The 20,488-nt window shown below is 69.7% G+C and carries 19 protein-coding genes; 13 read left to right on the top strand and 6 right to left on the bottom strand.

All coding sequences use genetic code 11. The features are described 5' to 3' along the window. Positions 1-89: 89 nt before the first annotated feature. The 7 genes from LO763_RS20510 to LO763_RS30325 all read left to right on the top strand — a co-directional run bounded on the left by LO763_RS20510 (position 90) and on the right by LO763_RS30325 (position 9,056). Positions 90-2,135 (top strand): ABC transporter substrate-binding protein, encoded by a 2,046-nt coding sequence (locus tag LO763_RS20510; protein WP_230788135.1) that lies wholly within the window; start codon positions 90-92, stop codon positions 2,133-2,135. A 21-nt stretch (positions 2,136-2,156) separates the two neighbouring features. Continuing rightward, positions 2,157-3,164 carry an ABC transporter permease gene (locus tag LO763_RS20505; RefSeq protein ID WP_230788133.1) on the top strand — a complete coding sequence of 336 codons (1,008 nt, stop codon included), beginning with the start codon at positions 2,157-2,159 and terminating at the stop codon, positions 3,162-3,164. 118 nt (positions 3,165-3,282) lie between these two features. Continuing rightward, positions 3,283-4,398 carry an ABC transporter permease gene (locus LO763_RS20500; RefSeq protein ID WP_230788131.1) on the top strand — a complete coding sequence of 372 codons (1,116 nt, stop codon included), beginning with the start codon at positions 3,283-3,285 and terminating at the stop codon, positions 4,396-4,398. A gap of 9 nt (positions 4,399-4,407) precedes the next feature. Beyond that, a complete protein-coding gene (locus LO763_RS20495; protein ID WP_230788129.1) occupies positions 4,408-5,430 on the top strand; it encodes an ABC transporter ATP-binding protein in 1,023 nt (340 codons plus the stop codon). Then, on the top strand, positions 5,427-6,425 hold the full coding sequence (locus LO763_RS20490) for an ABC transporter ATP-binding protein (protein ID WP_230788127.1): 999 nt from the start codon (positions 5,427-5,429) through the stop codon (positions 6,423-6,425). The genes LO763_RS20495 and LO763_RS20490 overlap by 4 nt, the downstream gene beginning before the upstream one ends. 44 nt (positions 6,426-6,469) lie before the next feature. Then, positions 6,470-8,464 carry a beta-galactosidase gene (locus LO763_RS20485; RefSeq protein WP_230788124.1) on the top strand — a complete coding sequence of 665 codons (1,995 nt, stop codon included), beginning with the start codon at positions 6,470-6,472 and terminating at the stop codon, positions 8,462-8,464. Between the two features lie 76 nt (positions 8,465-8,540). Then, a complete protein-coding gene (locus LO763_RS30325) occupies positions 8,541-9,056 on the top strand; it encodes a Pycsar system effector family protein (RefSeq protein WP_500811879.1) in 516 nt (171 codons plus the stop codon). Between the two features lie 747 nt (positions 9,057-9,803). On the opposite strand, the gene LO763_RS20475 is transcribed toward LO763_RS30325, so the two are convergent. The 4 genes from LO763_RS20475 to LO763_RS20460 form a co-directional block, all read right to left on the bottom strand. After that, entirely contained in the window at positions 9,804-10,493 is a 690-nt protein-coding gene (locus LO763_RS20475) for a Crp/Fnr family transcriptional regulator (protein WP_230788118.1), read from the bottom strand. 229 nt (positions 10,494-10,722) lie between these two features. Continuing rightward, complete coding sequence (locus LO763_RS20470) at positions 10,723-10,911, bottom strand: hypothetical protein (RefSeq protein ID WP_230788115.1); 189 nt, start codon at positions 10,909-10,911, stop codon at positions 10,723-10,725. A 24-nt stretch (positions 10,912-10,935) separates the two neighbouring features. Further along, a complete protein-coding gene (locus tag LO763_RS20465) occupies positions 10,936-11,610 on the bottom strand; it encodes a Crp/Fnr family transcriptional regulator (protein WP_230788112.1) in 675 nt (224 codons plus the stop codon). 103 nt (positions 11,611-11,713) lie between these two features. Further along, positions 11,714-12,385: a DUF3159 domain-containing protein gene (locus tag LO763_RS20460; RefSeq protein WP_230788108.1), complete on the bottom strand. Its 672-nt coding sequence runs from the start codon at positions 12,383-12,385 to the stop codon at positions 11,714-11,716. Between the two features lie 125 nt (positions 12,386-12,510). Between LO763_RS20460 and LO763_RS20455 the strand changes: the two genes are divergently transcribed. The 5 genes from LO763_RS20455 (at position 12,511) to LO763_RS20435 (ending at position 17,458) form a co-directional block, all read left to right on the top strand. After that, positions 12,511-13,521 (top strand): TY-Chap domain-containing protein, encoded by a 1,011-nt coding sequence (locus LO763_RS20455; protein WP_230788105.1) that lies wholly within the window; start codon positions 12,511-12,513, stop codon positions 13,519-13,521. 36 nt (positions 13,522-13,557) lie between these two features. Further along, positions 13,558-14,568 (top strand): threonine aldolase family protein, encoded by a 1,011-nt coding sequence (locus LO763_RS20450; protein ID WP_230788101.1) that lies wholly within the window; start codon positions 13,558-13,560, stop codon positions 14,566-14,568. Positions 14,569-14,684: 116 nt separating this feature from the next. Beyond that, positions 14,685-14,870, top strand: coding sequence for a (2Fe-2S)-binding protein (locus LO763_RS20445; RefSeq protein ID WP_230788098.1), 186 nt, complete (start codon positions 14,685-14,687; stop codon positions 14,868-14,870). Between the two features lie 165 nt (positions 14,871-15,035). Further along, on the top strand, positions 15,036-15,518 hold the full coding sequence (gene bfr / locus LO763_RS20440; RefSeq protein WP_230788096.1) for a bacterioferritin: 483 nt from the start codon (positions 15,036-15,038) through the stop codon (positions 15,516-15,518). Positions 15,519-15,847: 329 nt separating this feature from the next. Beyond that, a complete protein-coding gene (locus tag LO763_RS20435; protein ID WP_230788094.1) occupies positions 15,848-17,458 on the top strand; it encodes an endo-1,4-beta-xylanase in 1,611 nt (536 codons plus the stop codon). Positions 17,459-17,617: 159 nt separating this feature from the next. Here LO763_RS20435 and LO763_RS20430 read toward each other — a convergent pair whose 3' ends face one another. After that, on the bottom strand, positions 17,618-18,070 hold the full coding sequence (locus LO763_RS20430; protein ID WP_230788092.1) for a GNAT family N-acetyltransferase: 453 nt from the start codon (positions 18,068-18,070) through the stop codon (positions 17,618-17,620). A 42-nt stretch (positions 18,071-18,112) separates the two neighbouring features. Further along, the gene (proC, locus tag LO763_RS20425) at positions 18,113-18,919 is read right to left on the bottom strand and encodes a pyrroline-5-carboxylate reductase (RefSeq protein WP_230788090.1); all 807 of its coding nucleotides are present in this window, start codon (positions 18,917-18,919) and stop codon (positions 18,113-18,115) included. Between the two features lie 192 nt (positions 18,920-19,111). Here proC and LO763_RS20420 point away from each other — a divergent pair, with 192 nt between their 5' ends. Then, a complete protein-coding gene (locus LO763_RS20420; RefSeq protein WP_230788088.1) occupies positions 19,112-20,485 on the top strand; it encodes a cytochrome ubiquinol oxidase subunit I in 1,374 nt (457 codons plus the stop codon). Positions 20,486-20,488 lie beyond the last annotated feature (3 nt).

Here is a 20,488-nt window from a genome sequence, read left to right as displayed (position 1 = left end):
GCCGTGCAGCGCCTCGTCGTACCCCTTTCGACGCAGCGTGCGAACCAGACCGCACGCACTGCGCGCGACCACGGAAGGAGCGCTCACCGATGAGCACTCAGCAGCCCCGCTCCAACCCCTCCGAGAAGCGGCCGCCGCGATCCGCACCCCAGTGGCTCGACCCCACCCTCACCCGCCGCGGCCTCGTCCTCTCCGGCGGCGCGGCCGTCACCGCCGCCGCGGCCGGATGCAGCTTCTTCTCCACCGAGAACGACTCCGGCGAAGGCGGCGGCGAGAAGGGCCCCGAGGCCCCCATGCTCGCCGAGCGCGTCGAGGCCGGCGACCTGCCCCCCGTCGAGGAGCGCCTCCCCAAGGAGCCGCTCGTCGTCACCGTCGCCGAGTCCACGGGCGTCTACGGCGGCACCTGGAACACCGCCATCACCGGCGCCGCCGACGGCCCGTGGCTGTGGCGCACCATCAACGACGGGCACCTGCTCGAGCGCTCCCGCGACTGGCAGGAGATCCGGCCGAACATCGCCTCCGGCTTCGAGCCGAACGCCGACGCCACCGAGTTCACGATCACCCTCCGCGAGGGCGTCAAGTGGTCCGACGGCGAGCCGCTCACCACCGCCGACGTCGAGTTCGCCTACAACAACGTCGCCCTCAACACCGAGCTGACGCAAGGCGTCCCGGGCGAGCTGTCCGCCGTCGACGGCACCCCCGCCGAGCTCGAGATCGTCGACGACTACACCTTCATCGTCCGGTTCAGCAGCCCCAAGCCGCTCTTCCGCGACGACATGGCCGCCGGCACCTCCGGCCAGCGCTTCACCATGTACCCGCGCCACTACCTCGAGCAGTTCCATGTCGACTTCAACGCGAACGCCGACCAGGAGGCGATCGACGAGGGCTTCGACGGCTGGGTCGCCCGCTTCACCTCCAAGGGCAACCTCTGGAACTTCCTGTGGGAGAACCCGGACCTGCCGACCCTGCTCCCGTGGCTCTGCAAGAAGCCCATCTCGGACGCCGACCACGCGCTGTTCGAGCGCAACCCGTACTACTGGAAGGTGGACGAGGAGGGCAGCCAGCTGCCGTACCTCGACGAGGTCCGCTACAACATCATCGCCGACGTCGAGACCATGTTCGCCCACGCGATCAACGGCGACTACGACTTCCACTCGCGGCACTTCAACGACAACGCCCACCGCGCCGACGCCGTCGACGGCGAGGAGAGCGGCGACTACACCGTCGTCGACCTCGAGTCGACCTACTCCAGCGACATGAACATCGGGTTCAACATGAACCACCGCGACGCCGGGCTGCGGAAGATCTTCCAGGACAAGCAGTTCCGCATCGCCATGTCGCACGCGATCAACCGCCAGGAGCTCATCGACGTCCTCTGGAACCGCGTCGGCGAGCCCGCCCAGGCCGCGCCCCGGCCCGAGTCCCGCTTCTACGACGAGGAGTTCGACACCCAGTACACCGAGTTCGACCCCGACCTCGCGAACCAGACCCTCGACGCCGCCGGGTACACCACCGGCTCCGACGGCGTCCGCACCTCCCCGGACGGCACGCGCCTGGAGTTCACCGCCGCCGTCGCCGACGACGCCCTCCTGGGCACCATCTGGATCAACGCCCTCGACATGATGGTGGACATGTGGGCCGCGGTCGGCGTCCAGCTGCACATCGGCAGCCAGCCCCGCGAGAACTGGCAGGTCCTCGTCAACGAGTTCGACTACGACCTGACCGTGTGGACCGGCGACGGCGGCAACATCGACGAGACCGTCTCCGTGTACTGGTACATGGCCGCCGGGCCGGGCGGCGGCGCGTTCTTCGCCCGCCAGTGGTCCGAGCAGTACACCAACGGCACCACCCAGGAGGCGCTCGTCGCAGAGCCCCCCGCCGAGATCACCGAGCAGTGGGACCTGTACGACCAGCTCAAGGCCGAGCCCGACGAGGCCGCCCGCGACGAGATCTTCAAGCAGATCCTCGCCATCGCCAAGGAGCAGTTCTACGCCATCGGCACCGTCCGCGGCCAGGGCGCCTGGGCGGTCGTCGCGAACCGGCTCAAGAACACCGGCGGCGCCATGCCGGAGAACCCCACGTACGGGACGCCCGGACCGGCGGCTCCCGAGCAGTGGTACATCGACGAGGCCTGACCGGACTGGGGAACAGAAGAAGTGCTTCGATACCTGGGTCGCCGTGCCTTCTACATGGCGGCGACACTGCTGGCGATCTCGCTGGTGGTGTTCGTGATCATCAACCTGCCGCCCGGCGACTACGTGACCGCCCTCCAGTCCCGCTACGCGGCGCAGGGGCAGAACCTGACGCTGCAGGACATCGAGAACCTGCGGGTCCGCTACGGCCTCGACGGCAACCTCCTCCAGCAGTACTGGCACTGGTTCACGCAGATCGTCGTGCACGGCGACCTGGGCATGTCCTTCGAGCATGAGAAGCCCGTCTCGCAGGTCATCGCCCCGCGGCTCGGCTGGACCCTCGCGGTCTCGGTCATCACCCTGCTGGTGACGTGGGCGCTGGCCTTCCCGATCGGCATCTACTCGGCCGTCAAGCAGCACTCGGTCGGCGACTACGCGGTCACCACCGTCAGCTTCCTCGGGCTCGCCACCCCGAACTTCCTCATCGCGCTGGTGTTCATCTACTTCAGCGTGACCTGGTTCGGATCGGTGCCCTCGGGACTGTGCTCGCCCGAGTGGTGCGACGCGTCGTGGAACCTCGGCAAGCTCCTGGACCTCCTGGGGCACCTGTGGATCCCGATGCTCGTCATCGGCACGGCCGGCGTCGCGGGGCTGGTGCGGATCATCCGCAACAACCTCCTCGACGAGCTGCGCCGCCCCTACGTCACGGCCGCCCGCGCCCGCGGCGTCCCCGAGGGCCCGCTGCTGCGCCGCTACCCGCTGCGCGTGGCGCTCAACCCGTTCGTGTCCACGATCGGCTGGGTGCTGCCGCTGCTCCTGGTCGGCGACATCGTCGTCGGCCAGATCCTGAGCCTGCCGACGCTCGGCCCGATCCTGCTGGGCTCCCTGAAGTCCCAGGACATGTACCTGGCCGGCTCGATCATCATGGTCCTCAGCGTCGTCACCGTCATCGGCACGCTGATCTCGGACCTGCTCCTCGGCTGGCTAGACCCCCGCATCCGACTCATGGGGGCTCAAGGAGCACGCCAGTGAACAATCTGATCTGCGGCTCGCTCGTCGCAAGTGCGCGCAGCACTAGCTCCTCACGACCCTTGCCAGATTGCCCCCTGACGCACTCCTTGAACTCCCATGCCCTCGCAATGGAGGAAAAATGAGTGTTGCGAATGCTGAGATGAAGCGCACCCGCGCCTCCCAGCGCAAGCTCGTGTGGTGGGCCTTCAAGAAGCACCGGCTCGCGTACTTCTCCGCATGGCTCCTCGCCGCGATGCTCATCGTGATCGCACTGTGCGAGTTCATCGCCCCGTTCAACGCCCGCCACCGCGACTCCGAGTACACCACCGCCCCGCCGCAGGTCCTGAAGCTCTGGGACACCGACGGCCCCGACGGGTTCGAGTTCGGGCTCCACGTCGACGGCTACACGTCCGAGCAGGACCCGCGCTCGCTGCGGATCACGTACGAGCCGGACCCCGAGGACCGCGTCGACGTCGGCTTCTTCGTCAAGGGCGAGGAGTACGAGCTGTTCGGCCTCATCCCGATGGACCGCCACCTCATCGGACCCGAGGACCCCGACGACCCCATGTACCTGTTCGGGACCACCACCGACGGCCAGGACCTGCTGAGCCAGCTCGTGTACGCCACCCGCGTCTCGGCCTCGGTCGGCATCATCGGCGTGCTGCTGGCGTTCCTGCTCGGCATCGTCCTCGGCGCCGTCTCGGGCTACTTCGGCGGGTGGATCGACAACACCGTGCAGCGGATCATCGAGCTCATCATGTCCGTCCCCTCCATCCCGCTGTGGCTCGGCCTCGCGGCCGCCATGCCGGCCCAGATGGGGCCGGTGGCCAGGTACTTCATCATCACCACGATCCTCGCGCTGGTGGCGTGGACCGGCCTCGCCAGAGAAGTGCGCGGGCGCTTCCTCGCCCTGCGCAACGAGGAGTTCGTGACCTCGGCCCTGCTGGACGGCTCCGGCCACGCCCGGGTCATGTTCCGGCACATGCTGCCCTCGTTCTCCTCGCACATCATCGCGGCGCTGTCGCTGTCGATCCCCGGCATGATCCTGGCCGAGACCGCGCTCTCGTGGCTGGGCATGGGCCTGCGCCCGCCGGCGGTCTCCTGGGGCGTGCAGCTCCAGGACGCGAGCAAGTGGAGCGTCCTGTCGGGCGCGCCGTGGCTGCTCATCCCGGGCATATGCGTGGTGCTCGTGGTCCTGGCGTTCAACTTCGTCGGCGACGGCCTCCGCGACGCCGCCGACCCCTACAAGCACTAGGTGAGGGCGATGGAGCAACCACTGCTTGAGATCTCGGGGCTGCACACCAGCTTCGGCACCTACGACGGGAAGGTCCGCGCCGTCGACGGCGTCGACCTCAGCGTCCACGCGGGCAGGACGCTCTGCGTGGTCGGCGAGTCCGGCTGCGGCAAGTCCGTCACGGCCCGCTCGATCCTGCGCCTGGTCGAGGAGCCCGGCAGCATCGACGCCGGCACCATCACCTGGAACGGCGACCTGCTCGAGGGCACCGGCGAGCCCTTCGACGTGCTCGCGCTCGACCCGAAGGACAAGCGCCTCCAGAAGCTGCGCGGCGGCGACATCGGCATGATCTTCCAGGAGCCGGCCGCCTCGCTGCTGCCGCTGCGCACCGTCGGCGCGCAGCTCGTCGAGACCCTCCGCATCCACACCGGGCTCGACAAGAAGGCCGCCCGCGCCAAGGCGATCGAGCTGCTCGACACGGTCGGCATCCCCGACGCGGGCCGCCGCGTCGACGCCTACCCGTTCCAGCTCTCCGGCGGCATGTGCCAGCGCGTCATGATCGCGATCGCCCTGTGCGCCAACCCGTCCCTGCTCATCGCCGACGAGCCGACCACCGCGCTCGACGTCACCACCCAGGCGCGCATCCTCGACCTCATCCGCTCCCTCCAGGCCGAGCACCACATGGCGGTCATGTTCATCACCCACGACCTCGGCGTCGTCGCCGAGCTCGCCGACGAGGTCGCCGTCATGTACCTCGGGCGCGTGGTGGAGCGGGCGAGCGTGGAGGAGCTGTTCGCCGACCCCAAGCACCCCTACACGAAGGCGCTGCTCGCCTCCGTGCCGGTGCTCGGGCGCGACCGCGGCCGGGACCTGCCGACGATCCCCGGCGCGGTCCCGGGCCCGCTGCACCGGCCCGGCGGCTGCTCGTTCCACCCCCGCTGCGCCGAGGCGATCGCGGGCACGTGCGACGTCGAGGCGCCGCCCGAAGTGGACTTCGGAGGCGGCCGCACCGCCGAATGCGTGCTGTACGAGACGGAAGAGGCCCGGACATGACCGAACCGCTGCTGGAGGTCCGCGACCTCCACGTCCGATTCCCGGTGCGCCGCAACATGCTCGGCCGCACCACGGTGGAGAACCACGCCGTCTCCGGCGTCGACCTCGAACTCAGGGCGGGGGAGACCCTCGCGCTCGTGGGCGAGTCCGGGTGCGGCAAGACCACGCTCGGGCGCACCATCGTGGGCGCCCAGAAGGCCACCAGCGGCTCGATCCTGTTCGAGGGCAGGGACCTGACGGCCATGGGCGGGCGCGAGCGGGCGCCGCTGCGCCGCCAGATCCGCATGGTCTTCCAGGACCCGTTCTCGTCGCTGAACCCGCGGTTCACGCTGCGGCAGATCATCGGCGACCCCCTCGTGGCCACCGGCGAGGCCCGGGGATCGGAGCTGGAGGACCGCATCGCCGCGATGATGCGGCGCGTGGGCCTGAGCCCCGACTACATGGACCGCTACCCGCACGCGTTCTCCGGCGGGCAGCGCCAGCGCGTCAACATCGCGCGGGCCCTGATCGTCAACCCGCGCCTGGTGGTCGCCGACGAGCCGGTGAGCGCGCTCGACGTGTCCGTCCGCGCCCAGATCCTCAACCTGCTCAGGGAGCTCCAGGCCGAGTTCGGCCTGACCTACCTGTTCATCTCGCACGACCTGTCGGTGGTCGAGAACCTCGCCGACCGCGTCGCGGTCATGTACTTCGGGCGGATCGTCGAGCTCGCCTCCACGGCGGACCTGTACGAGCGCCCGCAGCACCCGTACACCGAGGCGCTCATGTCGGCCGTGCCGATCCCCGACCCGTCCCTGAAGGGCCGCGGGGGCCGCATCCTCCTGCCCGACGAGCTGCCCGATCCGGCGAACCCGCCGCCGGGCTGCGCGTTCGCGCGGCGGTGCCGCCACGCCGAGCCGGGCCGGTGCGACACCGGGGCGATCCCCCTGGAGGACGGCGCCCGCTGCGTGCGGCGCGGCGAACTCGACTTGCAGGGTATCGTCGAGACCACTTCCTGAATGCGCTTTCCAAGACTCGACGGGCACCGAAGGGCATCGCCGCAGTGGCACATCCGAACAACGACATCATCCCCACCCTCGACGGCCTCGCCTACGGCGGCGACTACAACCCCGAGCAGTGGGACCGCGCGGTGTGGGACGAGGACGTCCGCCTCATGCGGGAGGCGGGCGTCAACATCGTCAGCGTCAACATCTTCGCCTGGGCGGGCGTCAACCCCGGCCCCGGCGTCTGGGACTTCGAGCGGCTCGACGCGGTCATGGACCTCCTCGCCGCCAACGGGATCAAGGCCGACCTGGCGACCTCCACCGCGTCCCCGCCGCCGTGGTTCTCCCAGGCGCACCCCGAGACCCTCCCGGTGAACGCCGAAGGCGTGCGCCTGGCCTACGGCGCCCGCGCCGAGTACTGCCCGCACGCCCCGGCCTTCCAGGACGCGGTGGTCGAGATGGCCTCCCGCCTCGCCGAGCGCTACGCCGCCCACCCGGCCCTCGCCATGTGGCACGTGGGCAACGAGTACTACCGCTCGTGCTTCTGCGACCTCGCCGCCGACGCCTTCCGCGCCTGGCTCCAGGAGCGCCACGGCGGCCTCGACGGCCTCAACGACGCGTGGGGCACCACGTTCTGGTCCCAGACCTTCACGGACTGGTCGCAGGTCCTGCCGCCGCGCCTGTGCGCCGAGACCCCGAGCCCGGGGCTCGTCCTGGACTGGCAGCGCTTCGGCTCCGACGCCCTCCTGAAGCTCTTCCGCTCCGAGGCCGACGCCATCGCGGAGCGCAGCCCCGACAAGCCGATCACCACCAACCTCATGGTCACCGGGAACTTCTCGCACCTGGACTACCACCGCTGGGGCGAGCACGTGACGGGCCCGAACCGGCTCGTCGCCACCGACCACTACCTCATCCCCGAGCACGACGACGACATCGAGGCGCCCGCCCAGGTCGCCTTCGGCGCGGACGCCTCCCGCGGCCTCGCGGGCGGCTCGCCGTGGCTGCTGATGGAGCAGTCGGCGAACTCCTCCGCCTGGCGCAAGGGCTACTTCGCCAAGCGTCCCGGCGACCAGATCCGCCACTCGCTCTCCTATGTGGCCCGGGGCTCGGAGGGCGTCATGTTCTTCCAGTGGCGCGCTTCGCGCTACGGCGCCGAGCGCTACCACTCGGCGATGCTGCCGCACGGCGGCACCGAGGCGAAGTCCTGGCGCGAGGTCAAGGAGTTCGGCGCCCGGCTGGGGCGCATCGCCGAGGTGAAGGGCTCCACCGTGGTCGCCAGGGCGGCCGTCCTCCTCGACTTCGAGTCGGCCTGGGCGGCGAACACGCCGGGCCAGCCCTCGGCGCACATGACCACCTACCCCGAACTGCGCCGGTGGCACGCGGCCCTGTGGCGCAAGGGGGTCACGACCGACCTGGTCAACCCCGCGTGGGACCTGAGCGGTTACGAGTACGTCCTCGCCCCGCACCTCTACGTCCTGGAGAGCGACGCGAACCTGCGCGCCTACGTCGAGGGCGGCGGCACCCTCGTCGTCGGCCCGTACTCGGGCATCGTGGACCGCAACGACCACGTCCACCCGGGCCTCCCGGGCGCCCTGCGCGACCTGATCGGAGTGCGGATCGAGGAGTTCGCACCGCTCGCCGAGGGCGAGGCGATCGGCCTCGACGACGGCTCAGAAGGCCGAACCTGGTCCGAAGCGGCCCAGCCGATCGACGCCGAAGTGGTCGCGTCCTTCACCGAGTACCCGTCCACAGGGGCGCTCTTCCGCCGCGAACTCGGCCGAGGCGAAGTCTGGTACACGGCGACCCGCCCGGCGGACCTGGAGGCCTTCCTGACCAAGGTGGGCGTCGAACCCGACTTCCCCGGGGCCGCACCGAACCTGGAACTGGTGCGGCGCCGCCACGAGGACGGTCGGTCGTACCTCTTCGCCATCAACCACGGCACCGAACCCGCCGAAGTCCCAGCAGAAGGCGACGACCTCCTCACCGGCAGGCCCTGGGCCGCAAAGGGAATCCTCGATCCAGGAGAAACCGCGGTCATCCGCGAGCGTTCGTGATACCGCACAATCGAAGTCGAGCGGGGCCGCATCCGGCGGCCCCGCGCGCACCCCTCGACAGAGAGTCCGACTTCGCATGGAAATCCACCTCCACCTCCGCGACGCCGCGCCGCGATCCGAGCCGGCACCTCCGGTGACGCCGCGCGACCTGCTCCAAAGGGACCTGGAAGCCGCCAGGAACCAGACTTCGCAGGCCGATTTCAAAGCCAGCCTGCTCGGGTCCGGCCTGTTCGCCGGCGGGGCCGTGCTGTTCGCCTCGGGCGCCGCGGTCGACCTCCGTTCCGCGGCCGAGGTCCTGGCCTGGACGGCGGCCGCAGGCATGCTCTTGGTCCTCCTCGCGCTCGGGACCGCGGTGTGGCCCCGCTTGGGCGACGCGCAGCGGTCGGCTGCGGAAGACCCGGCCGCGATCCTCGGGTCGGCGAGGCTCAATGCGGGCGACGAGGACCGTCACCTCGAGTCATTGGCGGCGGAGGTGGCGCTCGTCAACCGCATCGCGCACTGGAAGTTCTGGTGGCTTCGCGTCTCGGTCATGGGATCCGGGATCGTGATCGCGCTCGTCGGGACGATGGCCGTGCTCGAGGCCGTCTCCTGACCGGCCCCGGAGCGGTCTGCGATGCAGGACCCCGTGAACCTCGCCGTCCCGCTCGACGAGCGCAACAGCGCCAGGTCGTCGCGGTCCTTCGGCCTGTCGAGCCGGGTTTTGTAATCGACTACGGTCCACAGCGGCAGGTACAGCAGGCCCCGGATCTGATCCGCCTCGTCGACCAGCCGGTGCGGGTCGCTGTGCGGCGGAATCCAGGCGTTGTATATCTCGATCCGCGATTCGAACATGCGCACGGTCTTCGCATGGTTGAGAGTGCCCTCGCCGAACTCGGCCTGTCCGTCGACGGCCATATCCCAGGCGGTGTCCCATGTGGATCCGATGGCCACCAGGTCGAGATCGGAGAGCTGCGGCAGGAAGCCTTCCTGCCAGAGGCGCGCGCTACCGGCGAGGACGAACTCGGCGGGATCGAAATCGTGATCGCGTACCAAGCGCCAGACCAGGCCGATCAAATCGGCGCCGTCGAAGGTGGCGCCGCGACGCAGTTTCAAGGTCGATGTCCCGCTTCATGAGATGTCCGTAGTGGTATTGGTTCCAGAACGTCGATCCGTCTTCATGACCGGAGCTTCCCGTTCTGCCAGAGCGCAGTCGCCGACGAGCGGCTCGAGCCTATCGCCTCCCACCCGCTCACGTGCCTTCATGCGCGATGGTGGATCCGGGCGTGCATCATCAATGCCGCCGAAGCCGCGATCAGGGCGGGCAAAGCCGTTGCGCCGAGGCCCAGGAGTCCCATCGCGATCACTGCTCTTTCCGTTGGTAAGGAACCTTGTCCCGATCGGCGAACCGCTCCAGAGCGGCCAGATCGTGGACCGTCACCAGCGCTCGAGCGGTCGAGACCACCCCTGCTTCACGCAGTTGCCGCAGTACGGCCGCCGCAGATTCCCGCGAGACCTTGGCGATGCTCGCGATCTCACGCTGGTTGAAACCCCGGATGGCGATGCCGTCGTCGGTAGCGACCCCCAGCCCGGCCTCGATGAGCTTCAGGACCGCCTTGGCGACACGGCGCTCGCTGCTCGTGTAGGACAGTCCGCTGGCGCTGTCCTGCTCGAGGAGGCGCCTGGCCAATGCCGAGTAGTGCGCGCAGGCGGATCGCGCATGGGTCGCGATGAAGTCCCGCCAAACCTGGCCTGGCACCAGCAGGGCCTCGACTCCTGTCACCGCGTGGACGTCGGCCGATCGAGGGGTGCCGGTCAGCGAGGAGAACTCGCCGACTAGCTGTCCCGGGCCGTGGAACTCGACGGTTTCACTGTTCGGTTGGAGTACTGCCTTGGTATGCCCCTTGAGGATGTAGAGGACGAAGTCCGAGACCTCGCCTTGGCGGATCACCACCGTGCCGGCCGGGTAGGCCACCCGATGCCCCTGCTCGGCGAGTTCGGTGAACTCTTCGTCGGTGAGGAGTTCGCCCCAATCCGCAGTAGTGTGTTCCATGTAGTTCAGTGTAAGAATTCACACTTCAAAATCGCAGCTTCAACACTTCCTTTTGTCGGCAATCGGACTCACCGAATGCGGCCAGGGCGTGGAAGCGGGGAAGCCCTTCAGCGTCGGTTCGCCGGGAACGGACACGGGTCTCAAGGGCGGTTCGGTCTGATGCGGCCTTCCCCTGAGGGCGACCGGGCATCGCAGGCCGAATGGTCGTTCGGCAGCGGTCCCGGCGGGTTCATTCTTCTTCTGGGTCGGGGGCGTCGAGCTGCGACGGCTCGAGCCGCGCGGGCCGGGGCTGTCGAAGCCGTTTGGTGTCCTCCCGGTAGCGAACCGACTTGTAGTCGAACCAGGCCTTCGCGGTCACCGCAACGGCGGAGATCGTCAGCGCAGCGATGTAAAGGTAGGTCAACTCGAGGTGGAACATCTTGGATCACCTGGTTCACACTGGTCAGAGCGCGTGGTCGACGCGCTGGGCGATGGCTTCGAAATGGCCGGGATCGTGGATCGTGATGCGGTACCGTCCCGTGGTGACGGCGCCTTTCGCCTTGAGCGGTTTCAGGATCGCCGAGACCGACTCCCTGGGGATCCCCGCGAGGGAGGCGAGGTCTCGCTGGTTGAACCCTGTCAGCTCCAGGCCGTCACCGGTGTTCGCGGCGATCCCCGACTGGATGATGTCGAGCACCGCCCGTGCCAGTTTCTGTTCGGCGCCGGTGATCGACTCGACACGCTCCCCGAAGGCCTGCACTCGTTCGGCGAGCCGCTGGGTGACGGCCACGGCCAGCGGGCCGCCGCCGGCTATGCGCTTTATGAACGTGTCCGCTGGAATGAACAGCGCCTCGATGTCGGTCAAGGCGACCAGATCTGCCGAACGGGGCCGGCTGGTGAGGGCGGCGAGTTCGCCCACCAGCAGTCCGGGTCTGTGAATGCCGAGGATGCATTCAGGTCGGTGGATCACCGACTTGGCGTAGCCCTCGATGAGGAACAGGACGAAATCAGAGCGGTCGCCGTCGCGCACCAGAAGCGTCTTCTCCGGGTAGGAGACGCGGTGCACTCCCGGTCCGAGCGAGTCGAACTCGGACTCGTGGATTAACGGCTCGTGCCTCTGCTCTGTCACCCAGCTCATACAGTTGAGTGTAAATCTGCACTTAACGACGAAGCGGTTCCGGAACAGCGAACGTCGTTGATCTGACTGAAAACTGCTGCAACTGTGGCGGAAGGGAGCCCGGTTAAGAAGCCGTCTTCTCCGGAGCCGAATCCTCAGCGGGGACCACCGGGTGCCGCAGGCCCGGGTGGTTCTTCGGGAGGGCCGCCTTCATGATCCAGCCGCTCACCGCCAGGCACAGGACCAGCAGCGGCCAGGAGAGGAGGACCTGGGCCACCCCTCCGCCTATCACCGCCAGGTCGTCCCGGTCGCTGTTCCAGAACGGGGTCAGGACCGCTACCCGGAGGGCGTACATCGCCACCCACGCCCACGACGCCAGCGAGTAGGCGCGCAGCAGGTCCGGGTCCCGCCGCCAGCTCGTGCGCTGGCCCAGCAGCCCGCCCGCGATCAGCCCCAGCAGCGGCCTGCGGAAGACGATGAAGCCCGCCCACACCAGCGCGCTGGCGGCGTTCGAGACGATGCGGGGGAGCAGGATGTCCTGCGCCCGTCCGGTGTAGAGCACGACGAGGCACGCCACCGCGACGCTCAGCAGTCCCAGGACCACCGCCCGCGGCTTGCGGCGCTGCCCGAGCCGCACTGCCGCGATCGCTCCCGCGCTCGCCAGGGAGGCCGCTGCGGCCCAGCCGATCGAGTCGCTCGTCAGGAGCCAGGTGAGGATGAACACCACGAGCGGGGCGGTGGCGTCGAAGGCGCCGCGCCTGCCGCCTAGTAGGCTGACAAGGGTGTCTTGCCGCACAGTATCGGACAACTGCCGACCCCCGCTTCTCGATCCGCTATGACAGGCAAGGCTACCCTAACCGCAGTGGCACGCGGGGTGTCAGACCCGCAGCCCCACCTACGGACGGATTGGCACGGTACCGGATGCTCGGCACACATCGGATCAGTGAAGCGCAGCTCGTCGACCTGCTCCGCCGTGCCAGGAAGACCGACTTCGGGCGCTGGAGCAAGGCCGACCTCCAGCGCGGCATGACCGACCTGGGCTGGCAGGTCCGCTCCGCCGAGGTCGACATCGGCATGTGGCGCGCCGAGACCGGCTACGACACCGGCAACGCCATCGCCGACTCGGTCCCGCCCCAGACCCCCGTCCACGGCCGCGCCGACTTCTACTCCATCGAGGTCATGGTCCTGCGCTCGGCCGAACGCGGCCGCCAGGGCGAGAACCACCGCACCCTCATCTTCCGCGAAGTCCTGCGCACCATGATGAACGAGCTCGGCGCCCCCGAGGTCCGCGGCGGCGACGGCGGCCCCTGGGTCCGCTGGTACCGCGACGGCCTCCTGTTCGAGCTGCACCTGCGCCGCTTCCACGGCGGCGTGACGCTGCGCCTGCTCTCGCCCGACCTCTTCGAGCAGCTCGAGGCCCACGCCGTCGGCAAGGGCGACGTCTCCGGCTGGTCCGCCTACGCCCGCGCCGGCCAGCGCCCGCCCGAGCCCGCCTGCCACGACATGGGCGAGTTCACCGAGCGCCTCTCCTCGCTCCTGGCCGACATGGCCGCCGACGTCTCCGTCGTCGACACCTCCGGCACCGTCCTGCTCCGCACCGGCGACTGGTCCGCCCGGTACGTCGCCGCGTTCGTCGACGACGGCCTGCGCGTGGAGGCCAGCGCCGCCGTCAGCGGCGCCTGGCGCTCGGGGCTCTCGAACCTCCCGAGCATGGGCTTCCGCGCCCCCAGCGGCAACCAGCCCAACTGGTCGCGCAGCTTCAACTCCTCCGATCGCACCGCGACCAACCAGGCCGCGCACATGATGGTGGACGCCCTGCGCGCCTTCGGCATCCAGGACCTGTTCGACATCGTCTACGACGGCTTCACCGCCGACGGCGAGCGCATGTACCTCCCGGTCCTCGGCATCGGGAACGGCGACAACCCCTTCTGAGGCGCCCCTTACTAGCCGCGCGGCTAGAATCGGGTCATGATCGTCGACCTCCGCTCCGACACCGTGACCCGCCCGACCCCCGCCATGCTCGAGGCCATGGCCTCAGCGGACGTCGGCGACGACGTCTACGGCGAGGACCCCTCGGTCAACGCCCTCGAGGCCGAGACCGCGGCCCTCTTCGGCAAGGAGGCCGCCGTCTTCACCCCGACCGGCTCCATGGCCAACCAGATCGGCCTCCAGCTCCTGGTCCGCCCCGGCGAGGAGCTGCTCGCCGACGTCAAGGCCCACGTCGTCAACTTCGAGATGGGCGCCGCCGCCGCGCTCGGCGGCATCTCCACCCGCACCTGGTCCTCCCCGAACGGCCGCCTCGACACCGCCCTGGTCGAGCCCCTGATCAACCTCCCCAACCCGTACGTCACCGTCACGCGGGCCATCGCCGTGGAGAACACCCACAACATCGGCGGCGGCACCGTCCAGCCCATCGAGCGGCTCCGGGCCCTGCGCGACCTCGCCGACGCCTACGGCCTGGGCCTCCACCTCGACGGCGCCCGCATCTGGAACGCCCACGCCGCCGCCGGGACCCCCTTCGCCGAGTACGGGCGCCTGTTCGACACCGTCTCGGTCTGCCTCTCCAAGGGCCTCGGCGCGCCCGTGGGCTCGCTGCTGGTCACCGACGCCGAACGCGCCGCCCGGGCCCGGGTGATCCGCAAGCGCCTCGGCGGGGGGATGCGCCAGGCCGGGTTCCTCGCCGCGGCCGGACGGCACGCCCTCGCCCACCACATCGAGCGCCTCGCCGAGGACCACGCCCGCGCTGAGCACCTGGCGCGCTCGCTGGAGCCGTTCGGGCTCTGCGACGCCGCGCAGGTCGAGACCAACATCGTGCTCCTGCGCCACCCCGAGATCGCGAAGCTCGCCGCCGCGGCGGCCGAGCAGGGGGTGCGGATCTCGGTGCTCGGCCCCGACTGGGGCCGGATGCTCACCCACCTCGACGTGGACGACGCCGGGATCGAGCACGCGGTGAAGGTCCTCGGCGACCTGGCCCGCTGAACCCGGCCGTTCGGGCCCGCGTGATCCACCGCAACGGGGGTTGCCGGACGCCGCCCGCCGAAGGTAGGTTAGGCATGCCTTCATAAGTCTTGCCTAACCTGTTCGGAGGTCGGTGCGTGTACGCCTGCATCTGCCACGCGGTCCACGAGAACGAGGTCCGCGACTGCATCCGCGCCGGCGCGCGCACCGAGGACGCCATCGGGGAGGCCTGCGACGCGGGCACCAGCTGCGGCACCTGCCACGAGCGCCTGGCCGACATGATCGAGAGTTATTTCACCGAATCCGTCCCCGCGGCCGCCTGAACCGTCCCCTTTGTCGTGACTTACCGGCTCCTTTAGGCCGCCCTCCCTTAGGATAGGTTGTCCTATTTTAGGCATTCCTGGCTGGAAATGAACCCTCATTCGGTCCTACGCTTGGCCCGTCGGACAAGGGCCGACCATCGACCGATCGCGAAGGGCGGATTCCACATGCAAGGCGACAAGCGGGTCATCGAGTTCCTCAACGAGCAGTTGACGGCGGAGCTCACCGCGATCAACCAGTACTTCCTCCACGCCAAGATCCAGGAGAACTGGGGCTACACGAAGCTGTCGAAGTACACCCGGGCCGAGTCGATGGACGAGATGCGCCACGCCGAGGTCCTCACCGACCGGATCCTGTTCCTCGACGGCATGCCGAACTACCAGCGGCTGTTCCCCCTGCGGATCGGCTCCTCGGTGGAGGAGATCTTCCGCTGCGACCGCGAGATCGAGGTCGAGGCGATCGACCGCCTCAAGCGCGGCATCGAGCACATGGAGTCGGTCAAGGACTACGTCTCGCGGGACCTCTTCGAGGGCATCCTCAAGGACGAGGAGCACCACATCGACTACCTGGACACCCAGCTGGAGATCATCGCCAAGATCGGCGAGGCGCTCTACATCCAGACCCTCATCGAGCAGCCCGAGGAGGCGTAGCCGCGCCGGGCGACACCGAGACGCCTCGTAAGTCTCGTGAAACAACGCGGAGCGCAGGCCTCTCGCGAGGCGGCGCCGAGGCGCGACCGAACGCGGACGGAGGGGGCCGGCCCACTGGGCCGGCCCCCTCCTGTTTCCTTGCGGCAGAGCCCCTCACATCTCCGCCGCAGTGGTAGTTCGCCGCCTTGACAGCGTCTACACGAGGATCGTAACATATCAATACTTTGAATGAAAGTTTCCGAAACTCTCGGAACATCGGTCGCGGCCCGGCGCTCCCCGACCTGCATAACCGGGCGCACCACCCTCCCTCGCACCGCAAAGGAGCGTCCATGACCACCTCTCCACGACCACTCCGCCATGCCCCCGCCAGCCGCCGCTCGGTCCTCACGGCCGCCGCCGCGGTCGGCGGCTCGGCCCTCGTCCCCGCCGGCGTCGTCACCCTCGCGGCCAGTCCGGCCCACGCCGACGAGATCCTGCTCTCCAGCGACTTCTCCTCGGGCACCCCCGAGGGCTGGTACCCCCGCGGCCCCGTCACGCTCGCGGTCGACGCCGCGGACTACCTCCTCGTCTACGACCGCACCGCCACCTGGGACGGCGCCGCGATCGACATCACCGAGCACGTCGAGGTCGGCATCCGCTACCAGCTGAAGGTCTCCCTGCGCCTGCTGGAGGGGACCGAGGCGGCGGACCTGCGCACCACCGTGCAGCGCGACGTCGCCGGCTCCTCCAGCTACGACACCGTCCAGTGGAACACCGCGGTCACCGACGCCGCCTGGACCGAGTTCTCCGGCACGTACTCGGTCAGCCAGGCCGCCGACCGCCTCCAGTTCTACGTCGAGTCCGACTCGAGCCTCGCCCCGATCATGATCGACTCGTTCACGCTCACCCGCATCGACGACCCCGAGATCGAGGACCTCCTGCCGCTCAAGGACTTCCTGGCCTGCGACTTCCCGATCGGCTGCGCCGTCGAGCCCGCCGAGGTGGTCGGCAGGCCCGCCGAGCTCCTGGCCCTGCACTTCGCGCAGGTCACCACCGGCAACCAGATGAAGCCCGACGCGATCCAGCCGACCGAGGGCGTCTTCGACTTCACCAGGGCCGACCAGATCGTCGACTTCGCCGAGGCCAACGGCATGCAGGTCTGGGGCCACACCCTCCTGTGGCACAACCAGACCCCCGCCTGGTGGTTCCTCGACGCCGACGGGCAGCCGCTCCAGAGCACCCGCGCCCACCGGCGGCTCGTCCTCGACCGGTTCAAGGCCCACGTCGAAGCGCTCGCCGAGCACTACGGCGACCGCGTCTGGGCCTGGGACGTCGTCAACGAGGTGCTCGACCCCGAGCAGACCGACGGGCTGCGCCGCTCGCGCTGGTACGAGATCTTCGGCGGCGGCGAGTACATCGGCGAGGCCTTCAAGATCGCCCGCCGCGCCTTCCCGCGCCGCGTGAAGCTCTTCATCAACGACTACAACACCGAGTTCCCCGACAAGCGCGAGGCGATGTACAACCTCGTGCAGGAGCTCAAGCGGCGGCGCGTCCCGGTCGACGGCATCGGCCACCAGGCGCACGTCGACTACAGGCGCGACCCGCAGCTGCTCGGCGAGTCCATCGACGCGTTCAAGCGGCTCAGGGTCCTCCAGGCCGTGACCGAGCTCGACGTGTCGGTCTCCGACCACATGGAGGAGAGCCTGCCCGAGACGCCGCCCGAGCGCCTGGTCGAGCAGGGCTGGTACTACAAGGAGCTGTTCGAGGTCCTGCGCGAGCGCGCCGACGACCTCGAGTCGGTGACCATGTGGGGCCTGTACGACGCGGTCTCGTGGCTGCGGAACTGGCCGGTCTCGCGCCCGCACGAGGCGCCGCTGTTCTTCGACGACCGGCTCCAGGCCAAGGCCGCCTACTGGGGCGTGGTCGACCCCACCAAGCTCGAACCCCTGCCGGAAGGTTAAGGGGCAAGACGTCCGGGAGCGGGGCGAGCAGATCCGGGGCTCCGCTCCCGGGCTTCACTTGGAAGCGTGGAGCCTGAGGAGTCCGGATCGTCATGTCCTGGGCCCGGGATCGCGCCAAGGGGTCCCCTTAGGGGATATTTCGGATTTTCCGGTTCCGGCTCACCGGGTTCCGGCGCGGCGCATCGGCACGTGCGCGATGCCGTCCTCCAGGTACTCCTCGCCGTCCTCGACGAACCCGAACCTGCGGTAGAACCCCGCCGCGTACGTCTGCGCGCCGAGCACCACGTCCGCCTCCGGGCCCGTCCACTCCAGCGCCGCCGCCATGAGCCCCGCGCTCAAGCCCGTCCCGCGCGCCTCCTTCAGGCAGCAGACCCGGCCGATCCTCCAGTCCGCGCCGCCCTCGCCGCCGCGCAGCACCCGCAGGCACGCGACCGCCCCGCCGTCCTCGCCGCCGATCCAGAAGTGCCTGGTCCCCGGGTCGGTGTCGCAGTCGTCCAGATCGGGGTACGCGCACTCCTGCTCGACCACGAACACCGCCTGCCGCAACCGGGCCAGCGCGAACACCGCCGCGCCGTCGAGCTCGGCGAAGGCCCCCTGTCGAATCTCCCGCATACCCGCCATTAGACCAGCGCCCGCGCCGCGGGCGCCCGGCCCTCACGCGTATTCGTCGGCGATCTCACGCGCCCGGTCCCGGGCGGCCTCGATCGCGTCGGTCACCGCCGACCGCGCCCGGTGGTTCTCCAACTGCCGCACCGCGCTGATCGTCGTCCCCGCCGGGGACTCCACCGCCTCCCGCAGCTCCACCGGCGAACCGCCGCTCTCGCGCAGCATCCGCGCCGCGCCGAGCGCCGTCTGCGTCACCAGCTCCGAGGCCACCGCCCGCGGCAGCCCCATCAGGACGCCCGCCTCGGTCATCGCCTCGGCCAGGTAGTAGAAGTACGCCGGCCCCGAACCGGAGATCGCCGTGACCGCGTCCTGGTGCCTCTCGTCCACCACCAGGGTCCGGCCCAGCGGCGTGAACAGCTCCTCGACCGCCGCCAGGCACGCCGCGTCGGCGTGCGAACCGGGGGAGAGCACCGTCATCGCCTCGTCGACCAGGGCCGGGGTGTTCGGCATCGCCCGCACCACCGGCGTCCCGTCCGGCAGCCGCTTCTCGAAGAACGCCACCGGCAGGCCCGCGCAGATGCTCACCACGGGGGCGGTCCCGTCGAACACGCCGGTCAGCTCCTCCAGGAGCGACCCCGCGTCCTGCGGCTTGACCGCCACGACCACGACGTCCGCCGCCTGCGCGGCCGCCGCGTTCGGCTCGACCCGGACGCCGTACGCCTCGCGCAGCGCCGCGGCCCGCTCGGCGCTGCGCGCCGTGGCGATCACCGCCTCCGGCGACCTCCCCGCCCGCAGCAGGCCCGACACGATCGCCTGCCCCATCTTCCCCGCGCCCAGCACCGCCACCGTCCGCATACCGTCTCCTCACCCTTCGTCGACTCCACCGATTGTGCCTCGCGCGGCGCCCGGAAGGGGCCGCCGTTTCATCTGGTGGCCCCCGAGGAGCCGCCCGAGGGAAAACATCCGCGCTCGAGCGTTTCGTCCCCGGGGTCCCGAGGGGCTGCCACGATAATCGGACGCAGGCACGCGATGCGCGATTGGGGCGACATGGACGTTCTCGACTTGGCCCGGATCCAGTTCGGCGTCACGACCGTCTACTACTTCCTCTTCGTGCCCGTCACCATCGGCCTCGCCCTCCTCGTCGCGATCCTCCAGACCCTGTGGCGCGCCACCGCCAAGACCGCCTACCTGCGCGCGACCCGGTTCTGGGGCCGCCTCCTCCTCGTCGGCACCGCCATCGGCGTCGTCACCGAGATCGTCCAGGAGTTCCAGTTCGGCATGAACTGGTCGGCCTACTCGCGCTTCGTGGGCGACGTCTTCGGCGTCCCGCTCGCCTTCGAGGCGCTCATCGCGTTCTTCGTCGAGGCCGTGTTCCTCGGCCTGTGGATCTTCGGCTGGGGCCGCCTCAAACCGGCCCTGCACCTCGCCTGCATCTGGATCGTCGCCCTCGCCACCACGGCCGGCGCCTACTTCATGCTGGCCGCCAACGCGTTCATGCAGAACCCGGTCGGCTACCAGGTCAACGCGACCGCCGGACGCGCCGAGCTCACCGACCTCGGCGCGGTCCTGACCAACCCGGTCCTGCTCGCCACGTTCCCGCACACGGTCTTCGCCGCCTGGCTCACCGCCGGGACCCTGGTCATCGCCGTCTCCGGCTACCACTTCCAGCGCCGCCGCGACCTCGACGTCCACCGCCCCGCGCTGCGCCTCGGGGTCCTCACCGCCGTCGTCGCCGGGATCGGCCTGGTCCTGTCGGGCGACCCGCTCGGCAAGGTCATGACCGCGACGCAGCCGATGAAGACGGCCGCCGCCCAGGCGCTCGACCAGACCGCGTACAACGCGCCGTTCTCCCTGCTGGCCGTCGGCCCCCTCGACATCGAGGTCCCAGGGCTCCTGTCCTACCTCGGCACCGGCTCCTTCGACGGCCGCGTCGAAGGCGTCGACGACCTCAACGCCCAGTACAACGCCCTGTACGGCCCCGGCGACTACGCGCCGAACCTCCCGCTGACCTACTGGTCGTTCCGGCTCATGATCGGCTTCGGGATGCTCGCGGTCGCCATGGCCGTCGCCGTCTGGTGGTGCACCCGCCGCGGGCGCCTGCCCCGCCACCGCCTGTTCTGGCCCGCCGTGATGTGGACGGCCGCGGCCCCGTTCCTGGCCAACACCGCCGGATGGCTGTTCACGGAGGCGGGCCGCCAGCCCTGGGTCGTGTTCGGCCTGATGCGCACGAGCGACGGCGTCTCGCCGCGCGTCGGCACGGCGACCGTCGCGGTCTCGCTCATCGGCTTCACCCTCGTGTACACGGTGCTCGCCGTCGTGGCCTTGAAGCTGTTCCTGCGGTTCGCGAAGGCCGGCCCGCCCGGCGAGGAGGACGCCCTCGCGTCCGGCGACGCCGGCAAGCCCGCGGCCTTCGCCTACTGAGGA

Source organism: Glycomyces amatae, from assembly GCF_020991375.1.
Lineage (GTDB): Bacteria > Actinomycetota > Actinomycetes > Mycobacteriales > Micromonosporaceae > Glycomyces > Glycomyces amatae.
This window is presented reverse-complemented; position numbering and strand designations above follow the sequence as displayed.

Excerpts from the sequence above, each read along its gene's own strand:
- LO763_RS20510 (WP_230788135.1), top strand. The coding sequence starts at position 90 with ATGAGCACTCAGCAGCCCCGCTCCAACCCCTCCGAGAAGCGGCCGCCG.
- LO763_RS20500 (WP_230788131.1), top strand. The coding sequence starts at position 3,283 with ATGAGTGTTGCGAATGCTGAGATGAAGCGCACCCGCGCCTCCCAGCGC.
- LO763_RS20495 (WP_230788129.1), top strand. The coding sequence starts at position 4,408 with ATGGAGCAACCACTGCTTGAGATCTCGGGGCTGCACACCAGCTTCGGC.
- LO763_RS20490 (WP_230788127.1), top strand. The coding sequence starts at position 5,427 with ATGACCGAACCGCTGCTGGAGGTCCGCGACCTCCACGTCCGATTCCCG.
- LO763_RS30325 (WP_500811879.1), top strand. The coding sequence starts at position 8,541 with ATGGAAATCCACCTCCACCTCCGCGACGCCGCGCCGCGATCCGAGCCG.
- LO763_RS20475 (WP_230788118.1), bottom strand. The coding sequence starts at position 10,493 with ATGGAACACACTACTGCGGATTGGGGCGAACTCCTCACCGACGAAGAG.
- LO763_RS20470 (WP_230788115.1), bottom strand. The coding sequence starts at position 10,911 with ATGTTCCACCTCGAGTTGACCTACCTTTACATCGCTGCGCTGACGATC.
- LO763_RS20465 (WP_230788112.1), bottom strand. The coding sequence starts at position 11,610 with ATGAGCTGGGTGACAGAGCAGAGGCACGAGCCGTTAATCCACGAGTCC.
- LO763_RS20455 (WP_230788105.1), top strand. The coding sequence starts at position 12,511 with ATGCTCGGCACACATCGGATCAGTGAAGCGCAGCTCGTCGACCTGCTC.
- LO763_RS20450 (WP_230788101.1), top strand. The coding sequence starts at position 13,558 with ATGATCGTCGACCTCCGCTCCGACACCGTGACCCGCCCGACCCCCGCC.
- bfr (WP_230788096.1), top strand. The coding sequence starts at position 15,036 with ATGCAAGGCGACAAGCGGGTCATCGAGTTCCTCAACGAGCAGTTGACG.
- LO763_RS20435 (WP_230788094.1), top strand. The coding sequence starts at position 15,848 with ATGACCACCTCTCCACGACCACTCCGCCATGCCCCCGCCAGCCGCCGC.
- LO763_RS20430 (WP_230788092.1), bottom strand. The coding sequence starts at position 18,070 with ATGCGGGAGATTCGACAGGGGGCCTTCGCCGAGCTCGACGGCGCGGCG.
- proC (WP_230788090.1), bottom strand. The coding sequence starts at position 18,919 with ATGCGGACGGTGGCGGTGCTGGGCGCGGGGAAGATGGGGCAGGCGATC.
- LO763_RS20420 (WP_230788088.1), top strand. The coding sequence starts at position 19,112 with ATGGACGTTCTCGACTTGGCCCGGATCCAGTTCGGCGTCACGACCGTC.